Source organism: Enterococcus sulfureus ATCC 49903, from assembly GCF_000407605.1.
In the GTDB taxonomy this organism is placed as follows: domain Bacteria; phylum Bacillota; class Bacilli; order Lactobacillales; family Enterococcaceae; genus Enterococcus_G; species Enterococcus_G sulfureus.
The window spans coordinates 12,749-29,282 of the sequence record NZ_ASWO01000003.1 but is presented as its reverse complement, the minus strand read 5'-3'; the positions used below and the strand labels follow the sequence as shown (position 1 = coordinate 29,282).

Below are 16,534 nucleotides of genomic sequence, written 5' to 3'. Positions count from 1 at the left end.
ATGAATAATAAAACTTTTCCACAGAATCAATTAAAAATAATGGAATTAAATTAGATTTATCCACAAATTAAAAAAACTGTGGAAAGACTTTTTCACACCTGTGTATAACAGTTATACACAGGAACTTGTTTTTTGGGGATAACTTTTTAGATAAACAGGTTATACACAGGTCTTTGTGTATAATCAAGATTGGTATTAATACTTTTAAAAGACTTTTCCACAGTTTTTAAATAGATGTGCAAAACTTTTCCACAAGCTGTGTATTTGTGGATAACTTGTGGAAAACCCCGGGGATAACTTTTTTAAAAGTTTTTTTCATTTTAGAGTTATCCATAGCTTTTTTCTAATATGTGGATAGAATTGTGGGTAACTTTTTGAAGAAAAAAAGGGAAAAGACGTCGGGAAGGAAATAATTTTTTTATTGACAAATACGTTGATCTTTCGGTATACTATCAAAGTATGTTTCTACATAATAGAACGAATAGAATTTCTATTTGGAGGTGAAATCATTGAAAAGAACGTATCAACCAAATAAACGTAAACGTCAAAAAGTTCACGGATTCCGTAAACGCATGAGCACAAAAAATGGACGTCGCGTCTTAACTAGCCGTCGTCGTAAAGGCAGAAAGGTTCTTTCTGCATAAGCCACTGAACCTCAGTGGTTTTTTTTATACCCTTTTTTAAAGAAACCTAATGAAGGAAGACTTTGAAATATGGTATGATGATCTCGTGAGTATAATCAAAAAGAATGGATGAATTGAGGATGAGAAAGGCATATCGAGTAAAGAAAGAAAAAGAATTTCAAAAAGTATTTCATACAGGAAAATCGTTTGCGAATCGTAAATTTATTGTATACATATTAGAAAAACCGGATCAAACGCATTTTCGTGTAGGATTATCAGTTGGAAAAAAAGTGGGGAATGCCGTACATCGAAATGCTGTGAAACGAAAAATAAGAGCAAGTATCACATCTTTACATGATGAGATCCGCTCAGATTTAGATTTTATAGTGATCGCACGTCCATCCACCGTTGACTTGGCCTCTCAAGAAGTATATTCGAATTTGAAACATGTATTCGCACTTGCAGGAATAATCAAGTAAGGGAGAGAGAACGTTTCGTGAAAAAAAGAAAGCGTCTACTATTAATGTTGAGTCTAGTAGTCATGGTCGTTTTATTATCGGCATGTGGAACTAGCGAGGTCTCGGTACAAAGCACCAATGTATGGGATCGATATATCGTTTATTATTTTGCCCAAGCGATTAAAGCATTGTCTTTTGGTAATGCCGGTATCGGTATTATCCTATTTACTATTATCATTCGAATTATTTTGTTACCGTTGATGCATTTTCAAACGAAGAGCATGCGTAAAACACAAGAGCTACAGCCTCGGTTAAAACAGTTGCAAAAAGAGTATTCTGCTAAAGATATGCAAACGCAACAAAAATTGCGTGAAGAAACACAACGTTTATACGCAGAAAATAATGTGAATCCTTATATCGGTTGTTTGCCTTTAGTTATCCAAATGCCGATTTTGATGGCATTATGGCAATCTATCTCACGTGTACCTGCGTTAACAGAAGGCCATTTTTTATGGCTACAACTAGGTTCTAAAGATCCTTACTATATTTTACCTATCTTAGCAGCAATCTTTACATTTGGTAGTACGTATTTATCAAGTATGAGTCAAGTAGAATCAAATGCTAGTTTAAAAATCATGAATGTTGTAATGCCAGCAATGATTTTATTCATGGGAGTTAATTTGGCCAGTGGATTATCTTTATATTGGGTAGTTTCAAATGGGTTCCAAGTAATCCAAACGTTAATGATAAACAATCCGTTTGTTTTGAAACGTGAACGTGAAGAAGCAGCAAGAGCAATTCGAGAAAAAGAACGTGCTATGCAACGGGCAAAAAACAATGCCTTAGGAAAGAAAAAGAAAAAATAACTTTTTGAGTTGTAGGAAGGAGTTTTGAATATGCCAATTTTTACAGCGAGTACTTCAACGATCGCAATTGAAGATGGTTTACGTTCATTAGGGATTTCAAAAGACGAGGCAACGATTACCATTCTACAAGAGGCTAAAAAAGGAATTTTTGGTCTTGGTAAAAAAGAGGCTAAAGTCCAAATTGAACGAAAACAATCTTTTGAGAGTCAAAAAGAAGTCGAACTAGTTGAACATGAGGTACTAGTGGAAAACTTGCTAGATGAAAATAGCGAGTTACCCACAGTTTTATCCACAGAACCAGTAACAGAAGAAAGTGCTTTGGAAGAACTGCGTGTATACTTAGAAACAATTGCAAGACAACTCATTTCAACTGAACTCGTCACTGTCGAATTAGTTCAAAAAAAAGAGATCGTGTTGTATCAAATCAATACGAGTAAGCAAGGCTTGCTGATTGGAAAGCATGGGAAAACGTTAAATGCGCTACAATATCTAGCACAAGTATTTTTACATCGTAAATGGAAAGAAAAACGTTCTATTGTAGTCAATGTGGGTGATTATCGTGAAAAACGTCAAGAAATACTAGAACGCTTAGCCGAAAAAACCGCACAAAAAGTTACACAAACCAAACGTCCGATTTTTTTAGAACCGATGCCTGCATTTGAACGTAAACAGATTCACGCAGTATTGAGTAAAAATGGTAATGTTCAAACTCATTCTGAAGGTGACGAGCCATATCGCTACTTAGTGATTGAACCAAAAGCATAAAAAAGTAAGCTTTCTGTAGATTGACAAATGATTTAATCCGTCGTATGATTGAAAACGAAATCATTCTTATCACTTCCATTCGAAAAAGTGATAGCAAAAAAGGATCCCTCATCATGAGGGATCCTTTTTTTATCCACAGAGTTATCCACCGATTGTGGATTGTGTATATTGAACGACAGTACCATAAGCGAAAATTTCTAAGAATGTTGTACCATCTGGATGAACAACATGATCATGTTCAAAATGACAATTGATTACTGCACTTGCACCATAAGAATAGGCTTTTTCACGCAAGCGATAAGAGATATTTTTTAATAGATCATTTGGATCAACGATAGGATCAAATAAATCGACTTCTAATTTTTCTGAAGCAAATACGATATCACGTACAACATAGGGTTTATTCACATTACCTGTGGATAACACAATTTCATCAATGCGGCGATTTTCTTCTTCTGAATAGTCATGACGATGACGTAGTGAAATACTCATAATAAATTCCTCCTAAAAGTAAATAAAAAGTCTTTTGTCTTATTTTACTCTTTTTTATCCACTTGTGCAAAACTGAATAAGTAAACTTTAAAAAGAAGTCCAACTTGTCAGAATAAAGAAAATATGCTAAGCTATCTCCAGAATTAATGGACAGAAGCAGTCAAAGTGCAACGTTCACCTCTTGGGGTGGAGTGTGCACTTTTTTTGTGCGATGGAATAATAGAAAGTGAGGAAGTAACATGGCAGAAATTACACAAGAATTTGATACAATCGCAGCCATATCCACACCGCCTGGAGAAGGGGCAATTAGTATTGTCCGTTTAAGTGGTGATCAGGCAGTTGAGATCGCTGATCGTGTATTTAAAGCTGGAAGTAAGCAGCTAGTGAATGTAGCAAGTCATACCATACATTATGGGCATATTGTGGATCCTAAAGACGATAAATTGATGGATGAAGTTATGGTCTCAGTTATGCGTGCACCAAAAACATTCACAAGAGAAGATGTAATCGAAATCAATTGTCACGGCGGTATCGTAGTAGTCAATCAATTATTGCAATTATTATTACGTCAAGGAGCTCGTTTAGCTGAGCCTGGTGAATTTACCAAACGAGCATTTTTAAACGGCCGTGTGGATCTATCACAAGCTGAAGCCGTGATGGACTTGATTCGTGCCAAAACAGATAAGGCAATGAACCTTGCATTGAATCAATTGGATGGGAATCTTTCTCATCTGATTCGTGCGTTACGTCAAGAAATTTTAGAAACGCTTGCTCAAGTCGAAGTAAACATCGATTATCCTGAATATGATGACGTAGAAGAGATGACGACGCGTTTATTATTAGAAAAAGCAACCCAAGTAAAAGCACAAATTGAATCCTTATTGCAAACCGCACAACAAGGAAAAATTTTACGAGAAGGATTGGATACGGCAATTATTGGACGTCCTAATGTAGGGAAATCCAGCTTATTGAACCATTTATTACGTGAAGAAAAAGCAATCGTAACTGATATTGCTGGAACAACGCGTGATGTGATTGAAGAATATGTCAATGTTCGTGGAGTTCCTTTAAAACTAGTTGATACAGCAGGTATTCGTGATACGGAGGATATTGTTGAACGCATCGGTGTGGAACGAAGTCGCCAAGCTTTAGCGAAAGCAGATTTGATTTTACTCGTGTTAAATCAAAGTGAACCTCTTTCTAAAGAAGACGAACAGTTGATCGAAGTCACCAAAGAGAGTAAACGAATTATTTTATTAAATAAAACAGATTTACCAAGTCAATTAGATCGAAGTAAAGTTCGAAAATTAGTCGGTGAGGCACCATTATTTGAAGTTTCAGTTTTAAATCAAGATGGTTTGGATCATTTGGAACATGCGATAGCCGATCTATTCTTTGGAGGTCAAACTGCAGATAAAGATGCTTCTTATGTATCCAATACACGCCACATTGCTTTATTGGACCAAGCTGCACATTCGTTAAGTGAGGTCATTCAAGGTATCGAATTAGGAATGCCGGTTGATTTAGTACAAATCGATATGACCCGTTGTTGGGATGCTTTAGGTGAAGTTGTTGGGGATAGCGTTCAAGACGAATTGATTACCCAATTGTTTAGCCAATTTTGTTTAGGAAAATAAAGGAGAATATAAATGCAAGAATATACAGCAGAATCTTTTGACGTTATTGTCGTCGGTGCAGGTCATGCGGGTTCAGAAGCAGCTTTAGCAGCTAGTCGTATGGGCAATAAGACGTTATTGATTACAATTAATCTAGATATGGTAGGCTTCATGCCATGTAATCCTTCAGTGGGGGGACCAGCGAAAGGTGTCGTAGTCCGTGAAATAGATGCTCTCGGTGGCGAAATGGGACGAAATATCGATAAAACATATATTCAGATGAGAATGCTCAATACTGGTAAAGGACCAGCAGTTCGCGCTTTACGTGCTCAAGCGGATAAGCATGAATATTCATCTGAAATGAAACATACTATCGAACGTGAAGAAAACCTAACTTTGCGTCAAGGAATCGTTGAACGTTTGATTGTTGAAGATGGAGTGTGTAAAGGTGTAGTCACATCTACTGGAGCACGTTATGGAGCTAAAGCTGTCGTGATTACAGCAGGAACCGCATTACGTGGTGAAATTATTATTGGTGAACTAAAATATTCATCAGGTCCAAATAATTCACAACCATCTGTTGGATTAGCGGATCATTTGCAAGAATTAGGTCTAGAAATCGCGCGTTTTAAAACGGGGACACCCCCTCGTGTAAAATCAAGTACGATCGATTACTCAGTAACAGAGATTCAACCCGGTGATGAAGAACCAAATCATTTTAGTTTTCAAACACCAGATAGTGCCTATAAAATTGAACAAGAACCTTGTTGGTTAACATATACAAACGAAGGAACTCATGAAATTATTCAAGAAAATCTTCATCGCGCGCCAATGTTTACGGGAATTGTTGAAGGTGTGGGGGCCCGCTATTGTCCTTCGATTGAAGATAAAATCGTACGTTTTTCAGATAAACCTCGTCATCAACTATTTTTAGAACCAGAAGGCTTAAATACTGAAGAAGTCTATGTCCAAGGATTATCAACATCTTTACCTGAAGATGTCCAAGTGAGCATGTTACGCTCGATTGCAGGACTAGAAAATGTTGAGATGATGCGTACAGGATATGCGATTGAGTATGATGTTGTTGTACCACATCAATTACGCCCAACCTTAGAGACGAAAGTGATTGAAAATCTATATACTGCAGGCCAAACCAATGGCACGAGTGGGTATGAAGAAGCCGCCGGTCAAGGGTTAATTGCAGGAATGAATGCGGCATTAAAAGTTCAAGGAAAAGATCCTCTTGTGTTAAAACGTAGCGATGGTTACATCGGAGTGATGATCGATGATTTAGTAACAAAAGGAACAAATGAACCCTATCGTTTATTGACATCTCGTGCAGAATATCGTTTGATTTTACGTCATGATAATGCAGATCTTCGTTTGACAGAAATGGGTCATGAAGCAGGACTTGTAAAAGAAGAGCAATATCAAACTTATTTAGCCAAAAAGGCTGCTGTTGAAGCAGAAATTGCTCGTTTAAAAACCATTCGTTTGAAACCAACCAAAGAACTTCAAGCTGCATTAGTAGCCGCTAACTCAGCCGAATTAAAAGATGGTATTTTAGCTTATGAATTATTAAAACGTCCTGAGATTACTTATAATGTGATTGTGCCCTTTATCGAAGTGAATGAAGCCTTAACAAAAAAAGAAATTGAACAAGTAGAAATTCAAATCAAATATGAAGGCTATATTAATAAAGCAATGGAAAAAGTTGAAAAATTGAAACGTATGGAAGCAAAACGAATTCCAGAACATATCGATTATGATGCAATCAACGGTTTAGCAACTGAAGCGAAACAAAAATTACAAAAAATTCAACCTGAAACACTTGCACAAGCTAGCCGAATCAGTGGTGTGAATCCAGCTGATTTAAGTATTTTGATGGTTTACATCGAACAAGGAAAAATTGCAAAAGTAGCTAATTAGAGTAAAAAGAGGCTGTGACAGATTTCTGTCATAGTTTTTTTTATTTTACTAGATTCACTAATTTTTTTATTTGAAATGTTTCATGTGAAACAAAAAAGTGTCTTGTCAAAAAATATAATCTATGTTATTCTCTTTCATGCAACGTTTGTTGCGAACGAGAGAGGCGAGTATTATCTTTGACTTTAGCCAAACTTATTGCTGTTAGATATTCTAACAGGTTTGAAGTAGTAAAGGGGCTTCCGCGCCCATTGAAGAGATAGCACTAAGTTATCGACTCAAATTTTTTGTGAATTTTTCGTTCACAAAGACGATCAGTGAGAATAGTAAAAGTCAAGATGTACTATAGAAAAGGCTCTAGCGTTCTACATACCCATAGATATGATGGTTGTATACAATTGATTTGTATAGACGGTCATGGGTTTATTTAGGTAGAATTTTTCAGCACACCACTATAGTTGATAGTGGTGTGCTTTTTTTGTAAAAAAACTTAGAGAAGGGCGGAGACAATGAAAGAGATAAACCAAAATCAAGCACCAATTGTGGAGGCATTGTATCAACTCCAAAAGCGTCGCGTTGTACCATTTGATGTGCCAGGACATAAACGTGGTAAAGGAAGTACCGAGTTAACTCAACTTTTTGGAGAAAAAGCAATTGCTATGGACGCTAATTCGATGCAACTATTAGATAATTTGAGCCATCCTGTATCAGTTATTCGTGAAGCTGAAGAACTAGCAGCACAAGCATTTTCTGCTGCACATGCTTTTTTTATGGTCAATGGGACGACGCAAGCAGTTCAAAACATGATCTATGCCACGATTAAAGAAGGCGATATGATTATTTTGCCGCGTAATGTGCATAAAAGTGTCATCAACGCGCTGATCATGTGTGGAGGGATTCCAGTTTATGTCGAGACACCATTACAAAAAGACTTAGAGATCTCAACAGGGATGCCTTTGGAACTTGTTAAAGAAGCAATTGATCTACATCCAGAAGCGAAAGCGATCTTGGTAAATAATCCAACTTACTATGGGATTTGTTCTGATCTGGTTCATATTACAGAATATGCACACCAAGCTGGATTGAGGGTACTAGTTGATGAAGCACATGGAACACATTTGTATTTTGGGAAAAACTTACCCATTGCTGCAATGCATGCAGGATGTGATATGGCCGCGGTTAGTATGCACAAATCAGGTGGATCATTAACGCAAAGTTCATTTTTATTGTGTAATGACGAATTAGATGGGGAATACGTACGTCAAATTATTAATTTAACACAAACCACAAGTGCGAGCTATTTATTAATGGCAAGTTTAGATCTTTCAAGACAGACATTAGCATTAAGAGGAAAAGAAATTTTTCAACGTGTTTTAGATTTAGCTCAATATGCACGTGATGAAATCAATGAAATCGGTGATTACTATGCCTATTCGACAGAAGTTATTGATCGTAGCGGTATTTATGACTTTGATCGGACTAAATTAGTCATTCAAACAACTGGTTTGGGTTTAACTGGTTCTGAGGTCTATGATCTTTTACGTGATGAATACAATATCCAAATTGAATTTGGAGATACGGCCAATATTTTAGCGTATATCTCTGTCGGTGATAGAATTGTTGATATTGAACGTTTAGTCGGTGCGCTTTTAGAAATTAGACGTCGCTTTAAAAAGCCTAAAAAAGACTTACTAGTATTTGATATTGCTAAAACCGAAGTCGTAATGACACCTAAGCAAGCTTTTTTTGCTACCAAAGAGTCTATGATATTGAGTGATAGTTTAAATCAAATAGCTGGAGAGATGGTGATGTGCTATCCGCCAGGTATTCCTATCGTAGCACCAGGTGAACGAATTACATCCGAAGTTATTGAACATATTTTGTATGCAAAAGAAAAAGGCTGTTTTTTAATGGGGACAGAGGATCCAGAATTAAATAGCATTCGCGTAGTAAGGGGATGAGTAAATGGATTTATGGTTATCTGATTACCACAATGAAGGAGTCAAATTATCTATTAAAGTAGAGTCTCAGTTGTATCAAGAACGATCGGAATACCAGCAAATTGATATTTTTGAGTCGAGTGAATTTGGTCGATTACTGACCCTTGATGGACAATTGATTACAACAGATAAAGATGAATTTTTCTATAGTGAAATGATGGTCCATGTCGCTATGGCTACTAACGTGGAAATCAAAAAGGTTTTAGTCTTAGGTGGATGTGATGGCGGTGTTTTAAAAGAATTAGAAAAATATGATATGGTTACACAAATCGATGTGGTTGAGCTAGATGAACGGGTGATTGAAGTAAGTAAACAATATCTAGCTTATTCAAAACAAAGTTTTGCTGATCCTAGAGTCCGCTTATTTATCCAAGATGGCTTACGATACGTTCGAGTAACGAAAGAAATTTATGATTTAATCATTGTTGATTCTGCAGATCCATTTGGTATCAATGAAAGCTTATTTACTAAAGAATTCTATGGAAATTGTTATAATGCTCTTTCCGAAAATGGAATATTAATTAGCCAACAAGCAAACGGATTTTATCAAGAAGATTTAGATGCACTTGCTCATATCAGACGAACAGTTGCCAGTGTTTTTCCTATCAACGAAGTTTATATGACAAGTGTCCCAAGCTATGCTGCTGGATATTTATTATTTGGATTTTCAAGTAAACAAATCGATCCTTTAGTCAATCTAAATATTGAAAAGTGGTCGGATAAACAGATTATGACACATTTTTATAATCCAATGATTCATCAAGGCGCATTTTACTTACCGACCTATATAAAGGAGTTTTTAGAAAATGAAACCAAACATTGAAACATTTCTTGCTTGTGATGCGTCGTTTGAAGACGCTACAACCGTACTATTTGGTGCACCTTTTGATTCAACAACTTCGTTTCGTCCAGGCACACGCTTTGCGAGTCGAGCGATTCGTGCTGATTCATTTGGCCTAGAAACGTATAGCCCTTACCAAGATAAAGATTTAGAAGATCTTGCGATTTTTGATGCTGGTGATTTGGAGTTATCTTTTGGACGTGTCGATTTGGCATTAAAAGATATTAAACAACAAACTGCTACGATTTTAGCCGCTAAAAAACGTCCGTTTATGATTGGTGGCGAACATTTGGTTACGTTAGGTGCATTTGAAGCGATTTTTGAACAGTATCCAGATATTCATGTTATTCAATTTGATGCACATACAGATCTGCGTGATACCTATTTAGATGCCAAATTATCACACGCAACAGTGATTCGTCGCGTACATGATTTGATTGGTGACGATAAAATCTATCAATTTGGGATTCGTTCAGGGGAGCGAGCAGAATTTAAGTTTGCTAAAGAACATACTTATTTACAAAAATTTGATTTTACTGGCTTAACAGAAGTTGTTGCAACATTAAAAGAGAAAAAGGTACCGGTTTATTTCACACTAGATTTGGATGTATTGGATCCAGCAGCATTTCCTGGTACAGGAACACCTGAAGCAGGTGGTGTCATGTTTCCAGAATTATTACAAGCAATTTTAGAAATTTCAGCACTTCCGATCGTGGGGATCGATGTCAATGAATTGTCACCACAATATGACCTAAGTGGAGCATCAACTGCTTTGGCAGGGAAAATTATTCGTGAGATATTATTAGCAACAAACTAAGAGGGGGAAAAATAATGGCAAAAGCATTAGTTATTGGCGCAGGTGGCGTCGCGGGAGTTACTGTTCATAAAATCGTACAAAATCATGAGGTGTTTGATGAATTATGTATTGCTTCACGGACCGTTTCAAAATGTGAAGCATTAAAAGCTGAATTAGACGGCAAAGGAACAACTATTACAACAGCTCAAGTAGATGCGGATAATGTTGATGAATTGATTGCACTAATTGAAAAAGTACAACCAGATATCGTGATCAATTTGGCATTACCTTATCAAGATTTAACGATTATGGATGCCTGTTTAGCAACAAAGACGCACTATTTAGATACAGCAAATTATGAACCAGAAGATACCGCAAAATTCGAATATAAATGGCAATGGGAGTACCGTGAAAAATTTGAACAAGCAGGAATCACAGCAATCTTAGGTTCTGGATTTGATCCAGGTGTCACAGGTGTATTTTCAGCTTATGCACAAAAACATTATTTTGATGAAATCAATTATATTGATATTTTAGATTGCAATGCTGGTGATCATGGGTATCCATTTGCAACTAATTTTAATCCTGAAATCAATATCCGTGAAGTTTCAGCTAATGGAAGTTACTGGGAAGAAGGACAATGGATTGAAACGAAACCGATGGAAATCAAAAAAGTATATGATTTTCCAGAAGTAGGGCCTAAAGATATGTATTTATTACACCATGAAGAATTAGAATCATTAGCATTAAATATCAAAGGAATCAAACGAATCCGTTTCTTTATGACATTTGGTGAAAGTTATTTGACGCATTTACGTAGCTTAGAAAACGTTGGAATGACCTCAATCGAACCAATCATGTATGAAGGTAAAGAAATTATTCCATTACAATTCTTAAAAGCTGTTTTACCAGATCCAGCTTCATTAGGTCCGCGTACTAAAGGAAAAACGAATATTGGGTGTATCTATCGTGGGAAAAAAGATGGGAAAGAAGTAAATTACTATGTTTACAATGTTTGTGATCATGAAGAGTGTTACCGTGAAGTAGGATCACAAGCAGTTTCTTATACTACTGGTGTGCCAGCGATGATTGGCGCGATGTTAGTGGTTCAAGGGTTATGGCAAAAACCTGGTGTTTATAACGTTGAAGAAATGAATCCAGATCCTTTTATGGATGCTTTGAATGTTTGGGGATTACCTTGGAAAGAAGATTTTGCACCTGTTTTGGTGAGTGAATAATGGAAATTTCTTGGCCTGTAGATCAAGTCATGACCCCAAGTTTTGTGATCGAAGAACGTCTTTTACGTAAAAATCTTGAGCAATTGCGTCACATCAAAGAAGTAACCGGTTGTAAAATCTTATTAGCTCAAAAAGCTTTTTCAATGTATGCTTACTATCCTCTAATGGCAGAGTATTTAGATGGAACTACTGCTAGCGGAATTTATGAAGCGCGTTTAGGTTCTGAAGAATTTGGTAAAGAAACACATGTTTATTCTCCAGCTTTTCGAGCACAAGAGGTTACAGAATTATTGGAAGTCGCCGATCACTTTGTTTTTAATTCGTTGACACAGTGGGAAACATATAAGAATCAAGTGTTACAAGCGAATAAAATTTGCGGATTAAGAGTGAATCCGCAAATTTCGACGCAAGATGGTCCTAGTATTTATGATCCTTGTGCACCCGGATCACGTCTTGGAATAACACTTGATGCGTTAAAAACAGCAGATTTAACAGGAATAAGTGGATTACATTTTCATACGTTGTGTGAACAAGATGCGGATGCTTTAGCAATTACACTAGAAAAAATCGAAGCAGATTTTGGAGAGTATCTCCATCAATTAGAGTGGATCAATTTTGGTGGAGGACATCATATTACTCGAAACGGTTACGATATGGATCTATTATGCCAATTGATTACTCATATTCAACGCACATATAACCTACAAGTTTATTTAGAACCAGGCGAAGCTGTAGCTTTAAATGCGGGGTATTTAGTCGCTTCAGTTTTAGATATTACGCATAATGGAACGATAAAAAATGCAATTTTGGATACTTCGGCAACTTGTCATATGCCGGATGTTTTAGAAATGCCTTATCGACCACATATTCTTGAAAGTTACTTGCCGAATGAAGCACCTTATACCTATCGTTTTGGTGGTCCGACTTGTTTAGCAGGTGACATTATTGGAGATTATGCATTTAAACAGCCATTGAAAATTGGAGATCGCGTTATTTTCTGTGATATGGCGATTTATTCAATGGTAAAAACCAATACATTTAACGGAATGCCACTTGCATCGATTTATACATGTGACTTAGAAAACAAACTGACTTGTATTAAAAAGTTTAGCTATGATACGTTTAAAGAAAGACTGTCTTAGCCTGTGGAACAACAAAAATCAATAAATATCTTCGTATGTAATTCTAGACTTCTAACAGAAGATAGATTCTATCGTATCGTTTTTCAAGTTTCAAAGTCCTCAACTAAGAACGTCATCTTATTAAAATGGTCGACTAAACTTCATCAACAAGTAGATGCTTTTTTTAAAACAGACGATACAGTTGAAGCTGCGATACAAAAAGCAATGGATCATTTAGAAACACGTTTTGCCTTTTTAATACAGAAGCTTTCGTTGGACGAGTATACTGAATTTATATCAACTTGTCAGTTAGCGATGAGGAACATACAGCAAACAAAATACATTGATACATTAGAGTATTTGTTTGGACCAGTTTTATTAGAATATTGTATAAAGACGAGTGTAGCACTAAAATTGAATGTATCTGATTTTCAACAAGAATCTGACTATACTTATCGTTTATCTACAAAAGGTGTGTATCGCTTTAATTACGCATTAAATCAGGCATCATTAGTCTTTGCAACTAAATCGATGTTAGGGCTATTCGTTCATAATCAAAAGCTATCGTTCGAATGTCGCTTTAAACAAATAATTAGTCAACAGTTAGCAAGAGAAACGACTTGCTATCAAGTAGATTTGGGCATTCCTATCATGATTGAAAAATATCAATTTACACGTCGGTTAGCAGAGCGATTGCGCTTGTTTACAATATTAGAAGCACAACAAATCGACTATCAAATCGACGCAAGTAGTGTCGATCAACTTCATTTAGTTGTAGATCCGGATGTAGATGTTGTAAAACTTGAACAACAAATTTATGAAACTGTCTCTGCAGAAATCGTTAAAAGTGGTTCGATATCTATACAACTCGGTATTTTAATAGAGGATTTTTCAGTAATAGAACATATTATAGCTAGAAGTTTAGTAAGAAAAAAACTGATGTATCTAGGTCCAACAGTTAAAAATTGGCATCAATTCCGTTATCACATATAGATTTTTTTATAAAGGATCTGTACTTCTATTGAGGGAGTATAGGTCTTTTATGTTTCACGTGAAACAATAAAAAAAACATTTAAGCTTTATTGAAAAAAACGTAGAGGTATTGTAAGCATGAACGAATTACGTTACACTTAGTTTTAGTCTGTGAAACAGATTTTTGTTTCACGAATATAATGAAATTATACATAATATGATGCCCTTTAGAGAGGAAAAGATATGTTACCTGAAGAATTTAAACAAGCATTACATCAAAAAAATATCGAATTATCTGAACTACAAATGAATCAATTTCAACAGTATTTTGAATTGTTAGTAGATTGGAATGAAAAAATCAATTTAACAGCTATCACTGAGGAAAAAGAAGTCTATTTAAAACATTTTTATGATTCGATTTTGTTGGCTTTCGCAATGGATTTTGATCCAAACACTAAATTATGCGATGTCGGATCAGGTGCTGGGTTTCCAAGTATCCCATTGAAAATCGTTTTTCCGGAATTACAAGTTACGATTGTTGACTCGTTAAATAAACGAATTAACTTTCTTCAAACACTCGTTTCTGAGCTAGGGCTTACAGGTGTCGAGTTGTATCATGACCGTGCCGAAACATTTGGTCAAAATAGCCAATTTCGTGAGCAGTTTGATTATGTTACCGCTCGTGCCGTTGCTCGATTAAACGTATTAGCTGAACTGTGTTTGCCATTGTTAAAAAAAGGTGGAATTTTTTGTGCATTGAAAGCAGCAAAAGCTGAAGAAGAGTTACTGGAAGCAAAACCGGCTATTGCCATTTTAGGTGGAAAATACAGTGAAGATAAAGAAATGGTATTGCCAATTAGTGGAGATCATCGTCATTTTCTGATTATTGAAAAGCGTAAAGAAACACCTAAGAAGTATCCAAGAAAACCTGGAACACCAAATAAACAACCGATTAAATAGGGAGGCGTCAAGATGGCACGAATTATTTCAGTCGCAAATCAAAAAGGTGGTGTTGGAAAAACAACTACCACTGTGAATTTAGGTTCTAGTTTAGCGTATATGGGACAAAAAGTATTATTGATCGATATGGATGCACAAGGAAACGCAACGAGTGGTTTGGGTGTGAGAAAGCCAGATGTTGAACAAGATATCTATGATGTTTTAGTCAATGAAGTTCCCATTGTGGATGCTATTTTACCAAGTTCACGTGAAAATTTAGATATTGTACCTGCAACGCTTCAGCTAGCAGGAGCAGAAATCGAATTGACCTCTATGATGGCACGTGAATCGCGTTTAAAAAGTGCCATTAGTGAATTGGAAGAAAACTATGATTTTATTTTAATTGATTGTCCACCATCGCTTGGTCATTTAACTATTAATGCTTTTACTGCAAGTGATTCTATTTTGATTCCTGTTCAATGTGAATACTATGCCTTAGAAGGATTAAGTCAGTTATTAAATACAGTTCGTCTCGTTCAAAAACATTTTAATCCAACTCTTGAGATCGAGGGCGTGTTGTTAACGATGTACGATGCGAGAACTAATTTAGGAGCAGAAGTCGTGGAAGAAGTTCGTCGTTATTTTCAAGAAAAAGTTTACGAAACGATTATCCCAAGAAATATTCGGCTCTCAGAAGCACCTAGCCATGGCTTATCTATTGTTGATTATGATATTCGTTCTAAAGGAGCAGAAGTGTATCAAGAATTAGCAAAGGAAGTGTTAGCAAGTGAAAAATAAAGGTAAAGGCTTAGGAAAAGGTATCGATGCATTATTTCAAGATATGGCAAGTATCGAAGAAGTGGACATAAAAAAAGATGAAGTGGTGGCGTTACCACTGAATGAATTACGACCAAATCCTTATCAGCCGAGAAAAACATTTGATGAAACTTCTTTGCAAGAATTAGCGCATTCAATTGAACAATCTGGAGTTTTTCAGCCAATTATTGTTCGCCGTTCGGCAATTAAAGGCTATGAAATTATAGCCGGTGAGCGCCGTTTTCGAGCATCTAAGTTAGCAAAAAAAGAAACAGTACCTGCTATTGTAAGGGAATTTGATGAAGAAGCGATGATGCAAGTCGCTGTTTTGGAAAATTTACAACGTGAAGATTTAAATCCTTTGGAAGAGGCTGAAGCCTACGATATGCTCATGAAGAATTTAAAGCTAACACAAGCAGAAGTTGCCGTTCGTTTGGGAAAAAGTCGTCCATATATTGCAAATTACTTGCGTCTGTTAACATTACCTAAACTTGTAAAAGAGATGGTACAAGATGAACGTTTATCAATGGGGCAAGCACGTACGTTATTAGGACTGAAAAAGAAAGACCAAATGTTAAAACTTGCCAATCGTTGTATTAAAGAAAACCTGACTGTTCGCCAACTAGAACAGATCGTGGCTACAATGAATGAAGCGACAAATACGAAAAAAATACCAAATATGATTAAAGAAAAACCGTATTATTTACGGGAAAGTGAAGATCGCTTGATGGATAAATTTGGTACTAGCGTCCAAATCAAAGAAAAAGCTGGAAAAGGAAAAATTGAAATCGAGTATTTATCACAAAGCGATTTAACTCGGATTTTAGATTTACTGGAAATTCAGTTTGATGACTAGTAATAGGAGGGATATGCATGTATGATCTTCATGATGTCGTCATGATGAAAAAGCCCCACGCATGTCAAACCAATCGTTGGGAAATTATTCGCATGGGCGCAGATATTAAGATAAAATGTATACATTGTGGGCATATTGTGATGATGCCACGACGTGAATTCGATAAAAAAATGAAAAAAATACTAGAAAAAGCAGAGAAAGAGTGAACT

The 16,534-nt window shown here is 36.1% G+C and carries 17 protein-coding genes; 16 read left to right on the top strand and 1 reads right to left on the bottom strand.

Annotated elements, in window-relative coordinates:
* Nucleotides 1-509 precede the first annotated feature (509 nt).
* The 4 genes from rpmH to jag all read left to right on the top strand — a co-directional run bounded on the left by rpmH (nucleotide 510) and on the right by jag (nucleotide 2,712).
* Nucleotides 510-644 (top strand): 50S ribosomal protein L34, encoded by a 135-nt coding sequence (gene rpmH / locus I573_RS03905; RefSeq protein ID WP_035020523.1) that lies wholly within the window; start codon nucleotides 510-512, stop codon nucleotides 642-644.
* Nucleotides 645-763: 119 nt separating this feature from the next.
* A complete protein-coding gene (rnpA, locus tag I573_RS03900) occupies nucleotides 764-1,102 on the top strand; it encodes a ribonuclease P protein component (RefSeq protein ID WP_016186244.1) in 339 nt (112 codons plus the stop codon).
* A gap of 17 nt (nucleotides 1,103-1,119) precedes the next feature.
* Nucleotides 1,120-1,947 (top strand): YidC/Oxa1 family membrane protein insertase, encoded by an 828-nt coding sequence (locus I573_RS03895; protein ID WP_035020521.1) that lies wholly within the window; start codon nucleotides 1,120-1,122, stop codon nucleotides 1,945-1,947.
* Between the two features lie 30 nt (nucleotides 1,948-1,977).
* Nucleotides 1,978-2,712, top strand: a complete 735-nt coding sequence (gene jag / locus I573_RS03890; RefSeq protein WP_016186246.1) for an RNA-binding cell elongation regulator Jag/EloR — start codon at nucleotides 1,978-1,980, stop codon at nucleotides 2,710-2,712.
* A gap of 141 nt (nucleotides 2,713-2,853) precedes the next feature.
* Here jag and I573_RS03885 read toward each other — a convergent pair whose 3' ends face one another.
* Nucleotides 2,854-3,204, bottom strand: coding sequence for a heavy metal-binding domain-containing protein (locus tag I573_RS03885; protein WP_016186247.1), 351 nt, complete (start codon nucleotides 3,202-3,204; stop codon nucleotides 2,854-2,856).
* 239 nt (nucleotides 3,205-3,443) lie between these two features.
* Here I573_RS03885 and mnmE point away from each other — a divergent pair, with 239 nt between their 5' ends.
* The 12 genes from mnmE (at nucleotide 3,444) to I573_RS03825 (ending at nucleotide 16,531) form a co-directional block, all read left to right on the top strand.
* The gene (gene mnmE, locus I573_RS03880; RefSeq protein WP_016186248.1) at nucleotides 3,444-4,841 is read left to right on the top strand and encodes a tRNA uridine-5-carboxymethylaminomethyl(34) synthesis GTPase MnmE; all 1,398 of its coding nucleotides are present in this window, start codon (nucleotides 3,444-3,446) and stop codon (nucleotides 4,839-4,841) included.
* A 12-nt stretch (nucleotides 4,842-4,853) separates the two neighbouring features.
* On the top strand, nucleotides 4,854-6,749 hold the full coding sequence (mnmG, locus tag I573_RS03875; RefSeq protein WP_016186249.1) for a tRNA uridine-5-carboxymethylaminomethyl(34) synthesis enzyme MnmG: 1,896 nt from the start codon (nucleotides 4,854-4,856) through the stop codon (nucleotides 6,747-6,749).
* A gap of 506 nt (nucleotides 6,750-7,255) precedes the next feature.
* Complete coding sequence (locus tag I573_RS03870; RefSeq protein ID WP_016186250.1) at nucleotides 7,256-8,707, top strand: aminotransferase class I/II-fold pyridoxal phosphate-dependent enzyme; 1,452 nt, start codon at nucleotides 7,256-7,258, stop codon at nucleotides 8,705-8,707.
* A 4-nt stretch (nucleotides 8,708-8,711) separates the two neighbouring features.
* Nucleotides 8,712-9,569 carry a polyamine aminopropyltransferase gene (speE, locus tag I573_RS03865; protein WP_016186251.1) on the top strand — a complete coding sequence of 286 codons (858 nt, stop codon included), beginning with the start codon at nucleotides 8,712-8,714 and terminating at the stop codon, nucleotides 9,567-9,569.
* Nucleotides 9,553-10,404, top strand: a complete 852-nt coding sequence (gene speB / locus I573_RS03860) for an agmatinase (protein ID WP_016186252.1) — start codon at nucleotides 9,553-9,555, stop codon at nucleotides 10,402-10,404. Before speE ends, speB begins: the two co-directional genes overlap by 17 nt.
* A 14-nt stretch (nucleotides 10,405-10,418) precedes the next feature.
* Nucleotides 10,419-11,621: a saccharopine dehydrogenase family protein gene (locus tag I573_RS03855; protein ID WP_016186253.1), complete on the top strand. Its 1,203-nt coding sequence runs from the start codon at nucleotides 10,419-10,421 to the stop codon at nucleotides 11,619-11,621.
* Nucleotides 11,621-12,763 (top strand): carboxynorspermidine decarboxylase, encoded by a 1,143-nt coding sequence (nspC, locus tag I573_RS03850; protein WP_016186254.1) that lies wholly within the window; start codon nucleotides 11,621-11,623, stop codon nucleotides 12,761-12,763. Before I573_RS03855 ends, nspC begins: the two co-directional genes overlap by 1 nt.
* Before the next feature lie 252 nt (nucleotides 12,764-13,015).
* On the top strand, nucleotides 13,016-13,735 hold the full coding sequence (locus I573_RS03845) for a hypothetical protein (protein WP_245555063.1): 720 nt from the start codon (nucleotides 13,016-13,018) through the stop codon (nucleotides 13,733-13,735).
* 222 nt (nucleotides 13,736-13,957) lie between these two features.
* Nucleotides 13,958-14,674, top strand: a complete 717-nt coding sequence (rsmG, locus tag I573_RS03840) for a 16S rRNA (guanine(527)-N(7))-methyltransferase RsmG (RefSeq protein ID WP_016186256.1) — start codon at nucleotides 13,958-13,960, stop codon at nucleotides 14,672-14,674.
* A 12-nt stretch (nucleotides 14,675-14,686) separates the two neighbouring features.
* Nucleotides 14,687-15,451 (top strand): ParA family protein, encoded by a 765-nt coding sequence (locus tag I573_RS03835; protein WP_016186257.1) that lies wholly within the window; start codon nucleotides 14,687-14,689, stop codon nucleotides 15,449-15,451.
* Nucleotides 15,452-15,494: 43 nt separating this feature from the next.
* Nucleotides 15,495-16,325: a ParB/RepB/Spo0J family partition protein gene (locus I573_RS03830; protein WP_211213398.1), complete on the top strand. Its 831-nt coding sequence runs from the start codon at nucleotides 15,495-15,497 to the stop codon at nucleotides 16,323-16,325.
* A 17-nt stretch (nucleotides 16,326-16,342) separates the two neighbouring features.
* Nucleotides 16,343-16,531, top strand: coding sequence for a DUF951 domain-containing protein (locus I573_RS03825; RefSeq protein WP_016186259.1), 189 nt, complete (start codon nucleotides 16,343-16,345; stop codon nucleotides 16,529-16,531).
* Nucleotides 16,532-16,534 lie beyond the last annotated feature (3 nt).